The 20,078-nt window shown below is 42.0% G+C and carries 21 protein-coding genes; 13 read left to right on the top strand and 8 right to left on the bottom strand.

What is annotated here, in order from left to right; translation table 11 throughout:
* Nucleotides 1-87: 87 nt before the first annotated feature.
* The 5 genes from K1J09_RS00475 to K1J09_RS00495 all read left to right on the top strand — a co-directional run bounded on the left by K1J09_RS00475 (nt 88) and on the right by K1J09_RS00495 (nt 4,310).
* Nucleotides 88-771, top strand: a complete 684-nt coding sequence (locus K1J09_RS00475; RefSeq protein WP_223322689.1) for a phosphopantothenate--cysteine ligase — start codon at nt 88-90, stop codon at nt 769-771.
* 11 nt (nt 772-782) lie between these two features.
* The gene (gene coaC / locus K1J09_RS00480) at nt 783-1,334 is read left to right on the top strand and encodes a phosphopantothenoylcysteine decarboxylase (RefSeq protein ID WP_223322688.1); all 552 of its coding nucleotides are present in this window, start codon (nt 783-785) and stop codon (nt 1,332-1,334) included.
* On the top strand, nt 1,318-1,881 hold the full coding sequence (locus K1J09_RS00485; protein ID WP_223322687.1) for an ECF transporter S component: 564 nt from the start codon (nt 1,318-1,320) through the stop codon (nt 1,879-1,881). Before coaC ends, K1J09_RS00485 begins: the two co-directional genes overlap by 17 nt.
* A gap of 238 nt (nt 1,882-2,119) precedes the next feature.
* Nucleotides 2,120-3,838 (top strand): phospho-sugar mutase, encoded by a 1,719-nt coding sequence (locus tag K1J09_RS00490; RefSeq protein WP_223322686.1) that lies wholly within the window; start codon nt 2,120-2,122, stop codon nt 3,836-3,838.
* Between the two features lie 124 nt (nt 3,839-3,962).
* On the top strand, nt 3,963-4,310 hold the full coding sequence (locus tag K1J09_RS00495) for a thioredoxin domain-containing protein (RefSeq protein WP_223322685.1): 348 nt from the start codon (nt 3,963-3,965) through the stop codon (nt 4,308-4,310).
* A gap of 791 nt (nt 4,311-5,101) precedes the next feature.
* Here K1J09_RS00495 and mutY read toward each other — a convergent pair.
* The 5 genes from mutY to K1J09_RS00520 all read right to left on the bottom strand — a co-directional run bounded on the left by mutY (nt 5,102) and on the right by K1J09_RS00520 (nt 9,689).
* A complete protein-coding gene (mutY, locus tag K1J09_RS00500) occupies nt 5,102-6,265 on the bottom strand; it encodes an A/G-specific adenine glycosylase (RefSeq protein WP_223322684.1) in 1,164 nt (387 codons plus the stop codon).
* 65 nt (nt 6,266-6,330) lie between these two features.
* Nucleotides 6,331-7,308, bottom strand: a complete 978-nt coding sequence (pta, locus tag K1J09_RS00505; RefSeq protein ID WP_223322683.1) for a phosphate acetyltransferase — start codon at nt 7,306-7,308, stop codon at nt 6,331-6,333.
* Nucleotides 7,309-7,328: 20 nt separating this feature from the next.
* Entirely contained in the window at nt 7,329-8,219 is an 891-nt protein-coding gene (locus tag K1J09_RS00510) for an RluA family pseudouridine synthase (protein WP_223322682.1), read from the bottom strand.
* The gene (locus K1J09_RS00515) at nt 8,216-9,043 is read right to left on the bottom strand and encodes an NAD kinase (protein ID WP_002930523.1); all 828 of its coding nucleotides are present in this window, start codon (nt 9,041-9,043) and stop codon (nt 8,216-8,218) included. Before K1J09_RS00515 ends, K1J09_RS00510 begins: the two co-directional genes overlap by 4 nt.
* Nucleotides 9,018-9,689, bottom strand: a complete 672-nt coding sequence (locus tag K1J09_RS00520; RefSeq protein WP_223322681.1) for a GTP pyrophosphokinase — start codon at nt 9,687-9,689, stop codon at nt 9,018-9,020. The genes K1J09_RS00515 and K1J09_RS00520 overlap by 26 nt, the downstream gene beginning before the upstream one ends.
* A 100-nt stretch (nt 9,690-9,789) precedes the next feature.
* On the opposite strand from K1J09_RS00520, the gene K1J09_RS00525 reads away from it, so the two are divergent.
* The 7 genes from K1J09_RS00525 (at nt 9,790) to K1J09_RS00555 (ending at nt 14,749) form a co-directional block, all read left to right on the top strand.
* Nucleotides 9,790-10,353 carry a CYTH domain-containing protein gene (locus K1J09_RS00525; protein ID WP_317627826.1) on the top strand — a complete coding sequence of 188 codons (564 nt, stop codon included), beginning with the start codon at nt 9,790-9,792 and terminating at the stop codon, nt 10,351-10,353.
* Between the two features lie 135 nt (nt 10,354-10,488).
* Nucleotides 10,489-11,445 (top strand): ribose-phosphate diphosphokinase, encoded by a 957-nt coding sequence (locus tag K1J09_RS00530; protein WP_002921136.1) that lies wholly within the window; start codon nt 10,489-10,491, stop codon nt 11,443-11,445.
* Between the two features lie 10 nt (nt 11,446-11,455).
* On the top strand, nt 11,456-12,568 hold the full coding sequence (locus K1J09_RS00535) for a cysteine desulfurase family protein (RefSeq protein ID WP_317627825.1): 1,113 nt from the start codon (nt 11,456-11,458) through the stop codon (nt 12,566-12,568).
* 1 nt (nt 12,569) lies between these two features.
* Entirely contained in the window at nt 12,570-12,917 is a 348-nt protein-coding gene (locus K1J09_RS00540; protein WP_002902952.1) for a DUF1831 domain-containing protein, read from the top strand.
* A gap of 122 nt (nt 12,918-13,039) precedes the next feature.
* Entirely contained in the window at nt 13,040-13,261 is a 222-nt protein-coding gene (locus K1J09_RS00545) for a DUF4649 family protein (protein WP_223322679.1), read from the top strand.
* A gap of 123 nt (nt 13,262-13,384) precedes the next feature.
* A complete protein-coding gene (locus tag K1J09_RS00550; protein ID WP_002895441.1) occupies nt 13,385-14,032 on the top strand; it encodes a redox-sensing transcriptional repressor Rex in 648 nt (215 codons plus the stop codon).
* A 24-nt stretch (nt 14,033-14,056) separates the two neighbouring features.
* On the top strand, nt 14,057-14,749 hold the full coding sequence (locus K1J09_RS00555; RefSeq protein ID WP_002900303.1) for a gamma-glutamyl-gamma-aminobutyrate hydrolase family protein: 693 nt from the start codon (nt 14,057-14,059) through the stop codon (nt 14,747-14,749).
* A gap of 69 nt (nt 14,750-14,818) precedes the next feature.
* Here K1J09_RS00555 and radC read toward each other — a convergent pair whose 3' ends face one another.
* The 3 genes from radC to gyrA all read right to left on the bottom strand — a co-directional run bounded on the left by radC (nt 14,819) and on the right by gyrA (nt 18,852).
* The gene (gene radC / locus K1J09_RS00560; RefSeq protein ID WP_002900302.1) at nt 14,819-15,502 is read right to left on the bottom strand and encodes a RadC family protein; all 684 of its coding nucleotides are present in this window, start codon (nt 15,500-15,502) and stop codon (nt 14,819-14,821) included.
* 120 nt (nt 15,503-15,622) lie between these two features.
* Entirely contained in the window at nt 15,623-16,378 is a 756-nt protein-coding gene (locus K1J09_RS00565; RefSeq protein ID WP_004186825.1) for a class A sortase, read from the bottom strand.
* A 14-nt stretch (nt 16,379-16,392) separates the two neighbouring features.
* Nucleotides 16,393-18,852 (bottom strand): DNA gyrase subunit A, encoded by a 2,460-nt coding sequence (gene gyrA / locus K1J09_RS00570; RefSeq protein WP_221762801.1) that lies wholly within the window; start codon nt 18,850-18,852, stop codon nt 16,393-16,395.
* 194 nt (nt 18,853-19,046) lie between these two features.
* Here gyrA and K1J09_RS00575 point away from each other — a divergent pair, with 194 nt between their 5' ends.
* Entirely contained in the window at nt 19,047-20,033 is a 987-nt protein-coding gene (locus tag K1J09_RS00575; protein WP_002895436.1) for an L-lactate dehydrogenase, read from the top strand.
* Nucleotides 20,034-20,078 lie beyond the last annotated feature (45 nt).

Here is a 20,078-nt window from a genome sequence, read left to right on the forward strand (position 1 = left end):
TATAAGATTTTAGAGTCACTTCTCCGCTGTGACACTCTACAATTAGAATTATTTTACTAAATTTCTTTTTTCTTGTAAAATAGTGCTATGAACATATTGATTACTTCTGGCGGGACCAGCGAGAAAATCGACCGTGTCCGCTCTATTACCAATCATTCGACGGGCAGGCTAGGGAAAATCATAGCTGAAACATTCCTAGACAAGGGCGATCAGGTGACTCTGGTGACGACTCCCAAGGCTGTCCGCCCGGCAGCTCATCCCAATCTTACCATTGTCCAGATTGAAAACGTTGCAGAACTGCTTGAAAGCTTGAAGCCGCTCGTTCACACACATGATGTACTGATTCATGCAATGGCTGTTTCTGACTATACTCCCGTCTACATGACTGGTTTGGAAGCTGTAGCAGCTAGCTCTGATATGACTGAATTTCTGAATAAAACTAACTCAGAAAGTAAGATTTCTTCTCAGGATGATGTTCAAGTTCTTTTTCTCAAAAAGACACCGAAAATCATCAGCCTAGTAAAGAAATGGAATCCAGCGATTCGTCTGATTGGCTTCAAACTCTTGGTCGATGTTTCTAACGAAGAATTACTCAAGACCGCACGAGCCAGTCTCATAAAAAATCAGGCAGAAATCATTGTCGCCAATGATTTGACCGAGATTTCTAACCAGGGGCATGTAGCCTATCTGGTTGGAAAAGATACAGTTAGTCAAGCTCAGTCAAAAGAAGAAATTGCTCAACTCCTCTACCTGCATATCCATAGTCCATAAGGAGGTAAATGATGACAAAGATTACCTTAGCCGTCAGCGGCAGCATATCAGCTTACAAGGCTGCTGACATCACCAGCCGTTTAAAGAAAGAGAATTTTGAAGTTGCTGTCCTCATGACAGAGGCAGCGACAGAATTTATCACACCGCTGACCCTGCAAGTCTTGTCACAAAGACCAGTTGCAATTGATATTATGCAAGAACCTGACCCTAGCAAGGTCAATCACATTGACATTGCTAAAAAGTCTGACCTCTTTTTGCTAGCTCCCGCTACAGCCAATACCATCGCTAAACTAGCCAACGGTTTAGCTGACAATATGGTGACAGCTACTGCACTGGCTCTGCAGCCTCATACGAAGAAAGTTTTAGCTCCAGCTATGAACACTAAGATGTTTGAAAATCCACTAACTCAGCACAATTTGGAGCGTCTGCAGCGTTTTGGATGGAAAATTATCCAACCACGCGAAGCTGTTCTAGCCTGTGGTGATCAGGGGACAGGTGCTCTAGCCGAAGTTGATACAATTATTGATACAGTAAAGGAACTTATTTATGAAAAAACAGTCTAAAATTGCTCAAATTGCTATTTTCTTTGCCATTATGTTGGTACTGCACCTGCTCAGCTCGGTTATTTTCAACTTACTTCCAGTACCGATTAAACCTACGATTATTCACATCCCAGTGATTATCGCCAGTATCCTCTATGGCCCTAAAGTCGGAGCTGTTCTAGGTGGCCTCATGGGATGTATCAGTGTTATCACTAATACCTTGGTGCTGCTGCCAACCAGTTATCTCTTTAGCCCTTTTGTACCAAATGGAAGCTTTTCTTCGCTTCTTGTTGCCATGGTGCCTCGCATTCTCATCGGTATCACTCCTTATTTCGTATATAAAGCAATGAAAAATAAGGTCGGCTTGATTGTAGCAGGTTCTGTCGGTTCTGCCACCAATACCATTTTTGTCTTGGGCGGTATCTTCTTTCTCTTTGCAAATGTATACCAAGGTGATATCAAAGCACTTCTGGCTGTGATTCTATCAGCGAATTCCATTGCCGAGTTAATCATTTCTGCGATTTTGACAGCAACTATCATTCCTGCGCTTGAAAAAGCCAAAAAATGATGATGATTTAGTTTTCTGGACCAAGCCTTGCTTTGGTCTTTTTTTAATCCCACAATTCCGCTATACCATTCTGAAATCCTTGAAACAATACCTTGAAAAGTATTTCATCGTTTTCTAGGTAACCTCTTTCAAAATTAATGAAAATATGCTACAATGTAAGCGATTAAGAAAATTTAAGAGCAGGATTTTTTACTAAAATTTCCATCTCTTCATTTCAAAAATAAAGGAGACTCCACCTATGACTTATCAAGATAACTTCAAAAAATGGCTTGATTATGCTGAACTTCCTGACTATCTTCGCCAAGACTTGAACAGTATGGACGAAAAAACTAAGGAAGATGCTTTTTACACCAATCTTGAGTTTGGTACTGCTGGTATGCGTGGTTTGATTGGCGCTGGTACCAACCGTATTAATATTTATGTTGTCCGTCAGGCAACCGAAGGTTTGGCTCGCTTGATTGAAGAAAAAGGTGATGAGTTCAAAAAACGCGGTGTAGCGATTGCTTACGACTCCCGTCATTTCTCACCAGAATTTGCCTTTGAATCTGCTGCTGTTTTAGCTAAACACGGCATCAAGTCCTATGTTTTTGAAAGTCTGCGCCCAACTCCAGAACTTTCATTCGCAGTGCGCCATCTGGGAACTTTCGCTGGTATCATGATTACAGCCAGCCACAACCCTGCTCCATTCAACGGCTACAAGGTATATGGTGAAGACGGTGGACAAATGCCTCCGCATGATGCAGATGCATTGACAGACTACATCCGTGCGATTGAAAATCCTTTTGCTATTGAGGTCGCTGATGTTGAAGCTGAAAAAGTTTCTGGCTTGATTGAAGTGATTGGCGATGCTATTGATGCTGAATACCTCAAGGAAGTTAAAGATGTAAATATCAACCAAAAACTGATTGATGAATACGGCAAGGACATGAAGATTGTCTATACTCCTCTGCACGGTACTGGTGAAATGTTGGCTCGTCGCGCTTTGGCTCAAGCAGGATTTGATTCTGTTGAAGTTGTCGAAGCTCAGGCTGTAGCTGATCCAGACTTCTCTACTGTTAAGTCTCCAAACCCTGAAAGCCAAGCAGCCTTTGCCTTAGCTGAAGAATTAGGCCGCAAGGTTGGTGCAGATGTCTTGGTTGCAACTGACCCAGATGCTGACCGTGTCGGTGTTGAAGTTCTTCAAAAAGACGGCAGCTACCTCAACCTTTCAGGTAACCAAATCGGGGCTATCATGGCTAAGTACATCTTAGAAGCTCATAAGAGTGCTGGAACTCTGCCAGCTAACGCAGCTCTCTGCAAGTCTATCGTTTCCACTGACTTGGTGACTAAGATTGCTGAAAGTTATGGCGCAACCATGTTCAATGTCTTGACTGGTTTCAAATTTATCGCTGAAAAGATTCAAGAATTCGAAGAAAAACACAACCACACCTACATGATGGGATTTGAAGAAAGCTTCGGCTATCTGATTAAACCGTTTGTACGTGATAAAGATGCTATCCAAGCTGTTTTGGTTGTGGCTGAGCTTGCTGCTTACTATCGCTCACGAGGCTTGACTCTGGCTGACGGTATTGAAGAAATCTACAAAGAGTATGGTTACTTTGCTGAAAAGACTATTTCTGTAACCCTGTCTGGTGTTGATGGAGCTGAGCAAATCAAGTCTATCATGGCTAAGTTCCGTGACAATGGTCCGAAAGATTTCAACGCTACTGCTATTTCTGTCACAGAAGACTTTAAGGCTCAGACTTCTACCGCTATAGATGGTACAGTTACAGCTCTGACAACTCCTCCAAGCGATGTGCTGAAATACACCTTGGCTGACGGTTCATGGATTGCTGTTCGGCCATCCGGAACCGAACCAAAAATCAAGTTCTACATTGCCGTTGTCGGTGACAGTAATGAAGACGCTCAAGCAAAAATTACTGCTATTGAAGCAGAGATTAATGCCTTTATCAAGTAAAACAACACTATCAACCAATCAACCAGAGGATGAATTTCACATTCTCTGGTTTTTCGTTTCCAAATCAAGCATTTTTCTGTTTTTTATGGCATACTAGTTTTATCAAAAGAAATGAGGATTATTTATGGAACAATTTGCTCAAAATATTAAAGACTTTGAAGTCACAACTGTTGACCGTGCCCGTCAAGCGATTGCTGACAAAGAGACAGCAACTTTCTTCGTTGGTCGTAAAACTTGCCCTTACTGCCGTAAGTTTGCTGGAACATTAGCTGGTGTCGTAGCTGAAACTAAAGCACACATCTACTTCATTAACAGTGAAGAAGCCAGCGAATTAGAGAAACTGCAAGCCTTCCGCTCTGAATACAGCATTCCGACGGTTCCTGGTTTTGTTCATGTGCAAGACGGCCAAGTATCTGTTCGTTGTGATTCTTCTATGACTGCAGATGAGATTAAAGCTTTTGCCGGGATTTAAGCACGAATATCCATCTAAAGGCTAGTTTATTAGCCTCTCTCCTTACAGAGCGAGAAGGACTATAAGTTATTTTAAAAGCGAAAAAGACAAACTATATTGTTTGTCTTTTATTTTTCTTTCAAAGTATATATCGGAAAGCCGTGTTCTACTATTCTATCATCTAGTTTAAAATAATTTTTAAACCAATGTTTATATTTTTTAAATAAAGCTTCAATACAGATATACAGGATGATTATTAAAAAGATAAATAGAAAAGCATGCCAATCTTGAAATTTCGAGGAACTCTCAATGAACATATCCCAGTATGCACATGAGAAGAGCAAAAGAACTACTAAAATTAAATTCACATATAAAATATAGCTCACAAAGAAAAGAAATTGATGTTTCTTTGATCTTTTACTGTAATAGACTTTATAGTTTTCGGTATGTCTTTCGAAGACAGGCAAGTGAAAGGAATAGCGTCCGCTCCCGAACTTAGCTAACTCAGGTAAGGCATGATAGCCACACCAATGGAAGCATTTATAGATGAACTCGCGAGTCAAAAAATAAATATTTAAACCTATAAAAATTAGAATAATGATGAAGTCAGTTCTCGCAGTTGGGGAAAATATCCACTGAAAATAAAGAAGGCAATGTAAGAAATTCAAAGCTCCTAATATAAAATAAATGACACCAGCAAGTCTGCTACGACGTCCAATAAAAGTTTTATCTGGAGGACTAGGGGTATGGGACATATTTTAATGATTTCCTATTCTTCGTAAATTTAATCAAGTTCAACAGACTATTTAACTTTAGTTTCCATCTTTTACGTTCCTAAAAGCCTCCCACATCTTCTGCTGGGGTTTGGCAAAGGGGTATTTGTCAAAGTCTTCTGGATCAAGCCACAAGAACTCTCCCTCAGCTGCGTGCTGACTATCTTTAACTCGGCCATAAGTCAGCTGGATATGCCACTTACGATGACTGAAAACATGCTGTACATTTGAAAAGGACTGCTGCTGCCAATCAACAATCAAATCATAATCTTGCTCAAAGCTTTCTTGAGGAGACAAATACAGACTTGGCTGATTTTCTGCCACCTCAAAGAGGGACATCTGATTTTCAGTTTGAAATTCCTCGATTTCAATCAATGGAAAATGCCAAAAACCTGATAACAAGCCAGCAGCCTCATTCTTTTCAAGTAAGAACTGTCCCTGTTCGTTTTCGATAATCAAACCTTGCAGATAGACTGGAACTGGCTTCTTTTTAGGTGCTTTGATTGGATATTTATACATAGTTCCGTGCAAATAAGCTGCGCTGAACTCTTTTACAGGACTGTCTTCTGGATGAGGATTAACAGGGGCTTCGATATCTGACCCCAGATCCATCAGCGCCTGATTGAAATCTCCAGGTCTATCAGGATCAATCAGAATCTGCATCATCGCTTGAAAAACCTTACGATTGCTAGGTTGGCCAATATCTAAATCAACTTCAAACAAGCGACTCAGGACCCGCATGACATTGCCATCCACCGCAGGCTCAGCTAGGCCAAAGGCAATACTAGCAATGGCACCAGCCGTATAAGGCCCAATTCCTTTAAGGCTAGCAATTCCCTCATAGCTATCAGGAAATTTTCCAGCAAAATCCGTCATTATCTGCTGGGCTGCTTTTTGCATATTTCGCACCCGCGAATAATAGCCCAGCCCTTCCCATGCCTTAAGCAGTCTATCTTCTGGCGCCTGCGCTAAGTCAGCTACTGTCGGAAACCAGTCAAGAAAACGTTCATAGTAAGGAATCACCGTATCCACCCGAGTCTGTTGCAGCATAATCTCAGAAACCCAGATATGATACGGGTTATTAGTTCTGCGCCAAGGTAGGTCACGTTTATTTTTATCATACCAAGTCAATAATTTCTCACGAAAAGAGGCAATTTTATCTGCCTCCCACATCTCAATTCCGTATTCTTTCAAATCTAACATAAATCTAGTATAGCATAAGGCAAGAAAAATAGGAGAGCTTACGCCCTCCAATCATTTCCTATCGTTTAATAATGACCTACTGCTTGACTGGCTGTAATCAAAGTCAACTTGTATACGTCATCCGCATTACATCCTCGAGAAAGGTCATTAACTGGGTGGTTAAGTCCCTGCAGGATAGGTCCTACTGCTGAAAAGCCACCCAAACGCTCTGCCATCTTGTAGCTGATATTACCAGCTTCAATACTTGGGAAGACAAAGACAGTTGCTTGACCAGCCACCGGGCTGCCAGGCGCTTTCAGCTCCGCTGTTGCAGGAACAAAAGCTGCATCAAACTGCAATTCACCATCGATAACCAAGTCTGGACGCATTTCCCGAGCTAGCTTAGTTGCCTCTACTACCTTATCAACCTTCTCTCCGAAACCAGAGCCCTTGGTCGAATAGCTGAGCATGGCAACTTTGGGATCGATACCGAAAATTTGTGCTGTCAAAGCTGAGTTAACAGCAATCTCCGCCAAAACATTGGCATCTGGATCTATATTGATGGCACAGTCACTGAAAATATAGCGTTCATCATCACGCACCATGAGGAAGGCTCCTGAAGTGCGAGAAACCCAAGGCAAGGTCTTGATGATTTGAAGAGCCGGCCGAACCGTAGCTGCAGTGGAGTGAATCGCACCTGAAACCATCCCTTGAACCTTACCAAGGTAAACCAACATAACACCAAAGTAGTTGACGTCTTCTTTGAGCAACTGGCGTGCTTCGTCTGCTGTGATTTTCCCTTTGCGACGCTCAACGAAAGCTTCTACCATTTCCTCAAAGCAGGAACAGTTTGAAGGATCAATAACCTGATACCCTTCTTTTATTCCTTCAATTTCTAGATAAATACGGATTTTATCAGGATTACCCAAAAGAACTGGTGTAATACTGGTTTCTTTCACCAATAGCTTAGTCGCCTGCAGAATACGTGGTTCTTCCCCCTCTGGCAAGACAATCTTTACTTCCTTATCCTTCAAGGCTTCACGAATTGAGTCAAAAATTTTCATGGTTCTTAACACTCCTTTATCTATTTAGCTTTTAATTTCTCGATAACTTGTTTAAAATCTTCTGGCAAAGGACTGGCACGATCAACTTCCTGTCCGCTAAAAGGATTATAGAATTTCAAAGAATGACAATGTAAAGCCTGGCGCTCTATTCCGTGTTCCAAACTCCCACCATAAAGGTCGTCACCCAAAAGCGGAAAGCCAATATGTGAAAAATGAACGCGGATTTGATGAGTCCGCCCAGTATGAAGATGGATATCCACCAGATAGACATCTCCGAACTGCTCTATGACCTTGTAACTGGTATGAGCATACTTGCCATCCTTTGTCACGAGCCTTGTAATGATACTCTCAGGGTTGCGCCCAATCGGAGCAATAATCTCGCCTTGTTCTTCTAAGAGTCCACTACCCCTAACCAGAGCGTAATAGCGCTTTTCTATCAGCTTCTTCTGCAGCTGCTTGTCCAATCTGGCATGAGCATAGCTATGCTTGGCAAAGAGCATGAGCCCACTTGTATCCTTATCCAGACGTGTCACGATATGCACCTGCTGGTTTTCATAGCCCTGACGAATATAGTAAGCCTTGACGAAATTAGCCATAGTATTGGAATGGTTAACACTGGGAATACTAGCCACCCCTGCCGGCTTATCCAAAACCAAGAAATGCTCATCTTCATAGATGACAGACAAGTCCTTATCAACAGCCATCAGACTCTCAAATCCCTTTTCAGACGGGATATCAATCGTCACCCTATCGCCAATATCCAAGAGATAAATAGCGTTCTGAGGTTGATGGTTGACGAGAATGTTTCCGCCGGAAAATTTTATCTTAGCCAAGAGGCTTTTGGAAATCTCATGCCGCTTCAAAAAAGTCTTTACCTTGACATGTTCGTCAGCAATAAACTCAAACCTCATTCCTTGCACTCTCCAATAAAGGAGTCTCTGACACGATTCCAAAAGCTGGTATGACTTGGCGATGCCACAAAATGTATCTTATGATTGTCAATCTGATACTCAATACGGACAATATTTTTGAAAGAGAAAGTCTGATTATCAACCGCGATAGTGTGATAGTCACTGCGGGTCGGCACTAACTCAATCTTATCCTTTTTGGGAACAATGACCGACGAGCCCAACGTCCGATAAACCCGATTGTTGAGACTGGCAATTTCTGTTACTTGCAAGGCTTCAATGGTCGGATGCAATACCGCTCCACCCAAAGATTTATTATAGGCTGTACTTCCCGTCGGAGTAGAAACGGAAATCCCATCTCCTCGGAAACGCTCGAAATGAACCCGATTGATAATGACATCGGCTACCATGGTTCGATCCGAGCGCTTGATTGTTGCTTCGTTCAAAGCACGAATGATGCGTGTATCACCATTTTCAAAAGTAATTTTGACATTTAAAATTGGATAAGAAACCTGAGCACCGGAGTCTAATTTGAGATTTTCTACCAACTTATCTAGTTCAAAATCACGGTAGTCCGTATAGAAGCCGAGATGGCCTGTATGCACGCCAACAAAGCGAACCCGATCCAGCTGTTCTTCATACATATGAAAAGCCGATAGCAACATGCCGTCACCGCCCACCGAAATCACGATGTCGGGATTCTTAGGAGTTAAAATAAAGCCGTTCTGTTTCAGCTTCTGCTTCAAATCCTGATAAACTTGTTCACTCTGTCTTTTCCGATTGCGGATAATCGCTATTTTTTTATCTGTATTCTTCATCTGTATCATCACTATTTCCCACTCCGTCATTTAACTTGCGGTGAAGAGGGTCAAAGAGGGCCTGCGCCTCCTGGATAGCGTCACGGATAGCACCCATCTCCTCATCCAGCTGATAAGCAAGATTAGCTGTGGTTTCCAAGCGACATTTGATTTCCTCGGGAAATTCTCCTTTATACTTGTAATTCAAAGAATGCTCAATCGTTGCCCAAAAATTCATCGAAAGGGTGCGAATCTGAATTTCAGCCAGAATAAGCCTATGACCATTAATCGTATCAACTGGATACTCTATAATCACATGGTAGCTCCGATAGCCACTGGCTTTTTTGTTTTTGATGTAATCCCTCTCCTGGACGATACGCATATCGGCCCGGTTTCGCAGGACTTCTAAAACCTCATCCACATCATCGACAAACTGAACCATGACACGTAATCCAGCGATATCCTGCATCTCCTGCTCGATATTTTCCTCGCGAATGCCTCGCAGAACCATCTTTTCTTTAATGCTCTCAATCGGCTTAACACGCCCAGTCACAAACTCAATCGGAGAATGACGCTGCTGCTTGCGGTATTGCTTTCGCACTCCACGCAACTTAATTTTCAGCTCTCCAACCGCTTGAATATAGGGGTCTAGAAAATCTTCCCATTCTATTGTCATACACATACCTTGTCATATCATTATTTTTTGTATAAAATAAACACAACTGTTATTATAACATAAATCGCTTTCAAACAAAAGCAAAGAAAAGGACTTGAAAATGACCCACTTAGAAATTGAATTCAAAACCATGCTGACAAAAGAAGAGCACGAGCGTTTGCTCCAGTTGTTTGCAGACATCACTCCCGTTAGCCAGATCAACTACTACATCGAGTCAGACCAGAAAAGTATTCGTCATGCTCACATGGCTTTTCGAGTACGAACTTTTAAGCATCGCGAAGCTGAGCTGACGCTCAAGATTCCTCAAGAAGTCGGAGCCTTGGAACTCAATCAGAACTTGACACCAGAAGAAACTGAAAATATTTTACAGAACAATAAATTTCCTACGGGAGAGATTTTAGAGACGCTGCTTCAGAAAGAAATTCCCATCCAAGACTTGAAGATTCTTGGCTCTCTAGAGACTATCCGCTATGAAAAAGAAGACGAAATTGGCCTGCTTGCTTTGGATGAGAGTCACTACTTGGGCAAAACAGACTTCGAACTCGAAGTCGAAGTTGAAGATTTCGAAAAAGGAAAAGAAAATTTCCTCAACTTCCTAAAACAGCACAAGATTGACTACAAACCTGGTAAGAGCAAGATAGCAAGATTTTCTGAAAACTTGTAAATCAACAACCACAAAATAGCTGAAATAATCTAATTTTTTTGGTAAAATAAAAGGTAGCAATCTAAAGCCTATTGAAAAATAAATTTCATGGAGCATTAGATATAGAAATGAGACAAAAAGAGGACGGTCCAACTCATGTCAGATAAAAAAAATATGAAGCTTTTTTCCCTCAACTCCAATCATTCCATAGCTGAAAAAATCGCTGAGGCGGCTGGGGTTCCATTGGGGAAACTTTCCTCCCGCCAATTCTCGGACGGCGAGATTCAGATTAATATCGAAGAAAGTGTCCGCGGCTATGATATTTACATCATTCAGTCCACTAGCTTCCCTGTCAATAATCACTTGATGGAGCTCTTGATTATGGTGGATGCCTGCAAGCGTGCCAGTGCTAATACGATTAATGTTGTGATGCCTTATTTTGGTTATGCCCGTCAGGATCGGACTGCTGCTCCTCGCGAGCCAATCACAGCTAAACTGGTTGCCAACATGCTCGTCGGAGCTGGAGTAGATCGTGTGATTTCTCTGGATCTTCATGCCGTGCAGGTCCAAGGTTTCTTTGATATCCCAGTTGATAACCTCTTCACTATCCCACTCTTTGCCAAACACTACTGCAACATGGGCCTTACTGGTGATGATGTCGTTGTCGTCAGCCCTAAAAACTCTGGTGTAAAACGCGCTCGCAATCTAGCTGAATATCTGGATGCCCCTATCGCTATCATTGATTATGGCGAAGATGAGGCGGGTCGCTCTGAGGGATATATTATCGGAGATGTCGAGGGTAAGAAAGCTATTCTGATTGACGACATTTTAAATACCGGTCGGACTTTCTCTGAAGCAGCTAAAATTGTCTGTCGCGAAGGCGCAGTAGAAATTTATGCCGTATCTAGTCATGGACTCTTTGCAGATAAAGCTGCGGAATTACTAGATAATTCTCCTATCAGGGAAATTCTTGTGACAGACTCTGTTGATACCAAAGAAGAAACACCTAAGAATCTCCACTACATTACAGCTAGTGAACTGATTGGTGATGCTATTGTCCGCATTCAAGAGAGGAAACCAGTCAGCCCACTCTTTGCCTATCAAAAGAAATAAGGTAACCGGAGTGATTTATTTAGATAATGCCGCTACAACTGCTTTGTCGCCCGCTGCAATCCAAGCAATGACCAAGACGATGACTGTCTTTGGAAATCCTTCCAGTACGCACAGCCATGGTAGAGAAGCTAGTAAACTGCTCAGACAGGCGCGTGAAGATATTGCTCAAGCTCTGCATACTCAAAGTAATAAGATTCTTTTTACTTCAGGTGGCACTGAAAGCAACAATACTGCTATCAAAGGCTATGCCCTTCGCTACCAGAAACAAGGAAAACATATTGTTACCACTGCCATTGAACACCATGCTGTCTTAGAAGTGGTAGAATACCTAGTAGATAAATTCGGCTTCGAAGCTACTTTTGTTCAGCCGGTGGATGGTCAGATTCGAGCGGAGGATATTAAGAAGGCTCTTAGGCCTGATACTATTCTTGTGTCCGTCATGGCAGTCAATAACGAAACTGGTGCTATCCTTCCCATTAAGGAAATTGGTGAATTACTGCAAGAACATCCTGCTGCTTTTCACGTTGATGCTGTCCAAGCAATTGGTAAACTTCCCATCTACCCTGACGAGCTAGGAATTGACTTCCTCTCTGCCTCAGCACATAAGTTTCACGGTCCCAAAGGTGTTGGCTTCCTTTATGCCAAGAAAATGGATTTTGACAATTTCATGCACGGTGGTGACCAGGAAGAAAAACACCGGGCCGGAACTGAAAATCTAATCTCTATCACAGGCATGGCGGCGGCTCTGTCAGAGAGCATGGAACATCTTGAGGAAAATCTAGCGCATGCGCAAGACTTAAAAGACAGCTTACTTGCTGACTTATCGGACATTGACTTTTACTTAAATGAAAGTCAGCCAAGCTTGCCTTATGTCATCAATTTGGGATTTCCCAATCAAAAGAATGACCTGCTTCTGCTTCAAATGGATTTAAATGGCTTTTCCATTTCAACAGGGTCAGCCTGCACAGCCGGAGCTATACAACCCAGTCATGTCTTGCAGGCTATGTATGGCAAGGATTCCAACCGCTTGTATGAGTCCATTCGGATCAGTATTTCGGACCAAACGACTCTGCAAGAGATTCAATCATTTACAAAGAAATTAAAAGAAATTTTAGGAGGATAAGATGGCCTTTCAAACATCTGTTAGCTTAGCAAACTGCGAATATACCTATTCACTTCACCCAAATGTCAAGAAATTTACCTTGCGCGACAATACATTCGCTGAAAGCAAGGTTGGCAACTATGAACTCTCTCGTCTGCTGGAATCTGTTCCCAACAGCGGAAATGGTTTTCTGCTGAAAATCATCGTCAATAAAGATTTAAATGGTTTCAAAATCAACATCACTGACAAATCCGGCCTGCGCTTGGTCAATATTTTCAAATCAGAAGACCATCACATTATCCAGCAAAAATTTTATTTCTTGATGGACAGCCTGGTTGAAAGAAATATTTTTGAAAAGACACCACAATAAGCAAGATTCTCGCAATTTTGCTTTTTTGGTTTAGACTCTTTAAAAGACCAAACAAGCTTGACTTCTACTTAGAACTCTTGAAAATATCAAATGACTAATCGAACCAAAGGAAAGGATTAACGATGGTTGAACTGACCTATTTGGACTCATATAAGGTAAAACGAACACTTACCTATGAAGATTTCGATGAATTTCTTCTAGCCTTCTCTGGCTGCGTTACGGTTCCTGACTCGCTCAAGGTGCTTTCTGTTACGTATAAGGGACACCAGCTGCCTTTTGCAGGGCTAATTGGAGACTTGTACCGCCAGATGTACCAGTTAGACTTAACTCCCTACCAGAACTAATCCTTCGCAGTTACAACATAACTTAAACTTTCACTCTTTTCTTTTTTAGTGAATCAAACACTCTTAATTAGTTGATTTTTTCACAAACTTCCTATAAAATAGAATTAGAAAGGTTGTGATTTTGTGAAAACTGAAAAAAATACTACAATTCCTCGAGCAACTGCTAAAAGGCTATCGCTCTACTATCGTATTTTTAAACGTTTTAATGCTGAGAAGATCGAAAAAGCAAACTCCAAGCAAATTGCAGAAGCCATTGGTATTGACTCTGCTACTGTCAGACGAGATTTTTCTTATTTCGGTGAACTCGGCCGCAGAGGATTTGGTTACGATGTCAAGAAATTAATGAACTTTTTTGCTGACCTCTTGAACGACAATGCTATTACCAATGTCATGATTGTGGGGGTTGGTAATATGGGGCGGGCTCTGCTGCACTATCGTTTTCATGAGCGAAATAAAATGAAGGTTGTAATGGCTTTTGACATAGATGACCATCCGGAAGTTGGCAGCACAACCAGCGATGGGATTCCTATCTATGGAATTTCCCAAATTAAAGAAAAAATACAGTCAGGAAATGTGCAAACTGCCATCCTAACTGTACCTAGCGTGAAAGCTCAAGAAGTCGCATCTATCTTAGTTCAGGCTGGTGTCAAGGGCATTCTCTGTTTCTCACCTGTAAACCTATCCCTGCCTAAGGATGTGGTCGTTCAGTATGTTGACCTGACTAGCGAACTGCAGACTCTGCTCTACTTCATGAGAAAAAATGATTATTAATTTGAAAGAGGTATTAAACACTCTATGAGTAAACCTATCATTGGAATAACCGGAAATGAAAGAGAAATTCCAGACGATCACTTCATCCATATGAGCTATACGGCGACAGGATTCGTTGAGGGAGTTAAAGAAGTTGGCGGAATTCCAATGATTTTGCCAATCGGTGATGAAGAAATGGCTAAACAGTATGTTTCCATTGTCGACAAATTAATCATCACAGGCGGTCAGAATGTATGCCCTCAATTCTATGGTGAAGAGAAAACCATTGACAGCGATGATTATCTACTCAAACGGGATATTTTTGAATTAGCTTTAATCAAAGAAGCTCGCCGTCAAAATAAACCAATTTTCACCGTCTGCCGCGGAACCCAACTTTATAATGTAGCCCTAGGAGGTACTCTTCATCAAGATATTGAAGATCATTGGCAAGATAGCTCTGCTGAGTACACGACTCAAAGCATGGTGACCAAGAACGGTTCTATTCTGCACGAAATCTATGGACCAGCATCTGAAATCAACTCCTTCCACCATCAGAGTATCAAGGATTTAGCGGCTGGCCTAGAAGTCATTGCCTATGATCCTAGAGATAAAATTATTGAAGCAATAACTTCTACTGACGGCAGTCCATTCCTTGGTGTCCAATGGCACCCAGAGTTCTTGTTTGGCTCCAGAGAAGGAGACCTAGCTCTGTTTGATTATGTTGTCAATATTCTTTAAAAACCTCTATTCCTAGATAAACTTCTGTTCTACACGAATAGAAGTTTTTTTATATTCAAGTAAACCAAATTATATCATATCTGTCTCCTCTCGATAGCTATAGTAGTTGGACTTGGACACAATCAAATGATCCAAAAGGACCAAGCCCATCATCTCACATGCTTCTTTCATATGCTGGGTCACCTCATCGTCGTTTCTACTAGGAACGACTGAACCTGATGGATGATTGTGTACCAGTATGATAGATGTCGCCAGATGCTTAAGAGCGTAGTGGAGAATTTCTCTCGGCTCAGCAATGCTTCTGCTGACAGTCCCCATAAAAATAGTCTGCTGGTGCAGAATTTGATTTTGACTATTAAGATAAATAGCAACCAAGCACTCCTGCCTCATATCTCCCAATTCCTGCTGCATCTTCTGGGCTAATTTTTGACTGCCCATAATCTGTTCTTTCTGCAGAACCTCTGCTCGATTAATCCGACGACCTAATTCGATAATGGCCTGTAGCTCCACAGCCTTAATCGGACCGATTCCAGAAATAGTCTGCAATTCCTGCAAAGTTAAATACTTGAGATCGTTCAAACTGGAAATTGATGATAAAATTCTTTGAGAAACTTGAAAAACAGTTTCTTTTTTGTTACCTGTCCTGAGGAAAATTGATAGAAGCTCTTGGTTACTGAGTTTTTCAGCCCCTTCTCTCATCAAACGCTCCCGTGGCATCATGCTAATATCATCTTGAAATGAAATGCTATACATAGAAACCTCCTTACCTTATTATTCGGAAAAAGAGTCAAAATCAGCAAGAATTGATATAAAAAAACTCCAAAAATTAGAGTTCTTCCTAACCTTTGGAGTGAATTTTTTTAGTTTTCGCCTTTAAATCTGCATTTGATTATAGGACTTACTGAAAGATTCAAGAACTTCCTTAGGAGCCTTGTCATACTCGACAGAGCCTTCTAAGGTTCCCTTGACAATCGTTCGATTGGTTGCCGCAGCATCCTCACAAGTAACCAAAGTAATCTCTGTAACGCCTTCGGTATCCTCAATCAAATCCGTTCGATCTGGAGTTACCGTTTCAACACTAGTGATTACATAAGTATAGACATGCTCTTTATCAGTGATATAGATCTTCATGCCAGCCTTAGCACGATCCAGTGGGGAAAAGAGCATGTTGCTAGCCCCTGTGATGCCAAAGACATGGTGGCTAGCCAAGGCATAATTCCCCTGCCCCATCTGCTGGGTCTCTTTCATCGTACCAGCACCATAATACAATCCAGCATTATCCAGTCCTTTGAAGATTGGCAAATTCATGGATACTTCTGGAATAGAGATGCCTCCGATAACAGGCAGTTGCTGAGCTTTCCACTGAGCATTGATAACTGCTTCTGTAGAAAGCGACTCTACCTTATTAAAATCAAAGCTAGTCTCAGCATTTTTATTTTTATTAATAGAGTCTTTGGAAACCTTGCTGACCTGATATTGGTTGGTATGCCAAACCATAATCATGTTTCGAATTTGCGCATTAAAGATTAAGCCAAGAGCCACAATAATTAATAATGACGCAACAATATTGATAAAAATATTTCTTTTGCTTTTTTGTTTTCTTTTTCGACTTCTTTTTCCTTGTACCATATAGAGGTCCTCTTTTACGATTCGTTTTCTTCCTCTGCTACATCTTCTTTATCATCTGATTCGACGCTTGTAAAGGTGACAATCTGTGCATTTTGGTCCAGACGCATGACCTTAACTCCCATGGTTGAGCGGCCAGTCTGAGAAATATTCGCCACACTTGTCCGAATGATGACACCTGTATTAGTGATAATCATCAAATCTTCCTCGCCAGTAACTGTCATCAGACCAGCAAGAGGTCCGTTCTTATCAGTGATATTGGCTGTTTTAATCCCTTTACCACCACGGCCCTTGGTTGGATACTCGCTGGCAAGAGTACGCTTACCATAGCCTTTTTCAGTGATGACAAGCACTTCGTCTCCCTCAGCAATCACACCGGCTCCAACGACCTGGTCACCCTCTCGAAGATTGACTCCGCGAACACCAGTCGCTATACGGCTCATGCTCCGGACAGCTGTCTCATTGAAGCGGACAGAATAACCAAACTTAGTACCAATGATAACGTCTGCAGCACCGTCCGTCAGAAAAACATTGATTAACTCGTCTTCATCCTTCAAATTCAAAGCCTTAAGACCGTTCTGACGAATATTAGCAAATTCTGTCACACTGGTCCGTTTGACAACTCCATGACGAGTAGTAAAGAAGAGATAAGAATCATCACTGCGGTCTTGCTGGACATTAATAATGGTCTGAATAGTCTCTCCTTCATCCAGTTTCAAGAGATTGACTACTGGCAAGCCCTTGGCTGTCCGACCGTACTCAGGAATTTCATATCCTTTGAGACGATAGACTCGGCCTTTATTGGTAAAGAAGAGCAGTCTATCGTGGGTACTCGTTGAAACCAGCTCTTTGACGAAGTCATCATCTTTGACACCAGTCCCTTGAACACCACGGCCTCCGCGTTTCTGAGCGGTAAATTCAGCCTGATTCAGACGCTTGATATAGCCTTTATTGGACAGGGTAATCAAAACATCCGCTTCCTCAATCAAATCTTCATCTTCAAGAGAAAGAACTTCTCCCACCATCAGCTCAGTACGGCGGTCATCCGCAAATTTACGCTTGACCTCATCTAACTCTTCCTTGATAATAGCGATAACGCGCTCTGGCTTAGCCAAAATATCAGCCAAATCCGCAATCAAAGCAATCAGCTCGTCGTACTCTGACTGAATCTTATCACGTTCTAAACCAGTCAGACGACGCAGACGCATATCAAGGATAGCCTGACTCTGGCGCTCAGACAGTTCAAACTTAGCCATCAATTCAGCCTGGGCTTCTGCGTCCGTCTCGCTATTACGGATAATGCGAATCACTTCATCAATGTGATCCAGCGCAATCAGCAAACCAGCCAAGATGTGCGCTCGAGCTTCCGCCTTTTCTTTATCGAAAGCCGTCCGTCGAATCACTACTTCTTTTTGGTGCTCAATGTAGGCCAACAAAATCTCACGTAGAGATAGAATCTTCGGCACGCCATTTTGAATAGCCAGCATATTGAAGCTGAAATTGGTCTGCATCTGAGTCAGCTTGAAAAGGTTATTTAGAATGACATGAGCAGAGGCATCACGGCGAACCTCAATGACAAAACGGACCCCTTCACGATTGGACTCATCACGAACAGCTGTGATACCGTCAATGCGTTTTTCCTGCACAAGACGAACGATGTGCTCATGAACCTTAGTCTTATTAACCATGTATGGAAACTCAGTTACGACAATTCGCTCACGGCCATTTTTCATCTCTTCGATTTCAGTGCGAGAACGAAGAACAATCGAACCCTTCCCTGTTTCATAAGCCCGGTGAATACCGGACTTGCCCATAACCAGTGCTCCTGTCGGAAAATCTGGTCCAGGCAGGACTTCCATGATATCGCGAGTGGTTGCTTCCGGATTGTCCATGACAAGCTTAACCGCATCAATAGACTCACCAAGATTATGCGGTGGGATATTTGTCGCCATCCCAACTGCAATCCCTGTCGCACCGTTTACAAGCAAGTTAGGGAAGCGAGCAGGAAGAACTACAGGCTCTCTCTCGCTGGCATCATAGTTGTCAATATAATCAACAGTGTTTTTATTAATATCGCGAAGCATCTCAAGAGCAATCTTGCTCATACGTGCTTCTGTATAACGTTGAGCAGCAGCCCCGTCTCCGTCCATAGAACCGAAGTTTCCATGGCCATCTACAAGCATATAGCGATAGCTCCACCATTGAGCCATCCGCACCATCGCTTCATAAATAGAGGAGTCTCCGTGCGGGTGATACTTACCCATGACATCCCCTGTGATACGAGCTGATTTCTTGTGAGGCTTCTCAGGTGTCACGCCCAGCTCATTCATACCATAGAGAATCCGACGGTGAACTGGCTTTAGACCATCACGAACATCTGGAAGTGCCCGAGCCACGATAACGCTCATCGCGTAATCAATGAAACTAGTCTTCATTTCACTAGTCAGATTAACATTTACTAAGTTTCTGTCTTGCATTAAAAAATGCCTTTCTTTCATATTAAACTACCCTTTATTATACCACATTTTCTTTAATTTTTCAGTATTTTGAACCGTTTGTAAAAACGTTTACATCACTAGATATACAAGTTGACCGTGACAAAATATGTCAAAAGTGGTAGAATGAATGTGTACGGGAAATATTCCCTAAAAAAATAAGGAGATGTTTAGAAATGACTGCTACTAAACAACATAAAAAAGTCATCCTTGTTGGTGACGGTGCTGTAGGTTCATCTTACGCATTTGCTCTTGTAAACCAAGGTATTGCTCAAGAACTTGGTATCATTGAAATTCCTCAATTATTTGAAAAGGCTGTCGGTGATGCTGAAGACCTTAGCCACGCCCTTGCTTTCACTTCACCTAAAAAAATCTATGCAGCTACTTATGCAGACTGTGCGGATGCTGACCTCGTTGTTATCACTGCAGGTGCACCTCAAAAACCAGGTGAAACTCGTCTTGACCTTGTTGGCAAAAACTTGGCTATCAACAAATCTATCGTTACTCAAGTCGTAGAATCAGGCTTTAACGGTATCTTCCTCGTTGCTGCTAACCCAGTGGATGTTTTGACATACTCTACATGGAAATTCTCTGGTTTCCCTAAAGAGCGCGTTATCGGTTCAGGTACTTCACTTGACTCAGCTCGCTTCCGCCAAGCTCTTGCTGAAAAGATTGGCATCGATGCTCGTTCTGTCCATGCCTACATCATGGGTGAGCATGGTGACTCTGAGTTTGCGGTTTGGTCACATGCTAACGTTGCAGGTGTCAAATTGGAGCAATGGTTGCAAGCTAACCGTGACTTGAATGAACAAGACTTGGTTGATCTTTTTATCTCCGTTCGTGACGCAGCATACTCAATCATCAACAAAAAAGGCGCAACTTACTACGGTATCGCAGTTGCTTTGGCTCGTATCACAAAAGCTATCCTTGACGATGAAAATGCTGTATTGCCTTTGTCAGTCTTCCAAGAAGGCCAGTATGGCGTTGAAAATGTCTTCATTGGTCAGCCTGCTATCGTTGGTGCTCACGGTATCGTACGTCCAGTAAACATCCCATTGAACGATGCTGAAACACAAAAAATGCAAGCATCTGCTAAAGAATTACAAGCAATTATTGATGAAGCATGGAAGAATCCAGAATTCCAAGAAGCATCTAAAAACTAATTATAAAAAAACATCTCCTAATAAAAGGGGATGTTTTTTAGTTGT

Origin of the sequence: Streptococcus sanguinis (assembly GCF_019928825.1) — a bacterium.
GTDB lineage: Bacteria > Bacillota > Bacilli > Lactobacillales > Streptococcaceae > Streptococcus > Streptococcus sanguinis_L.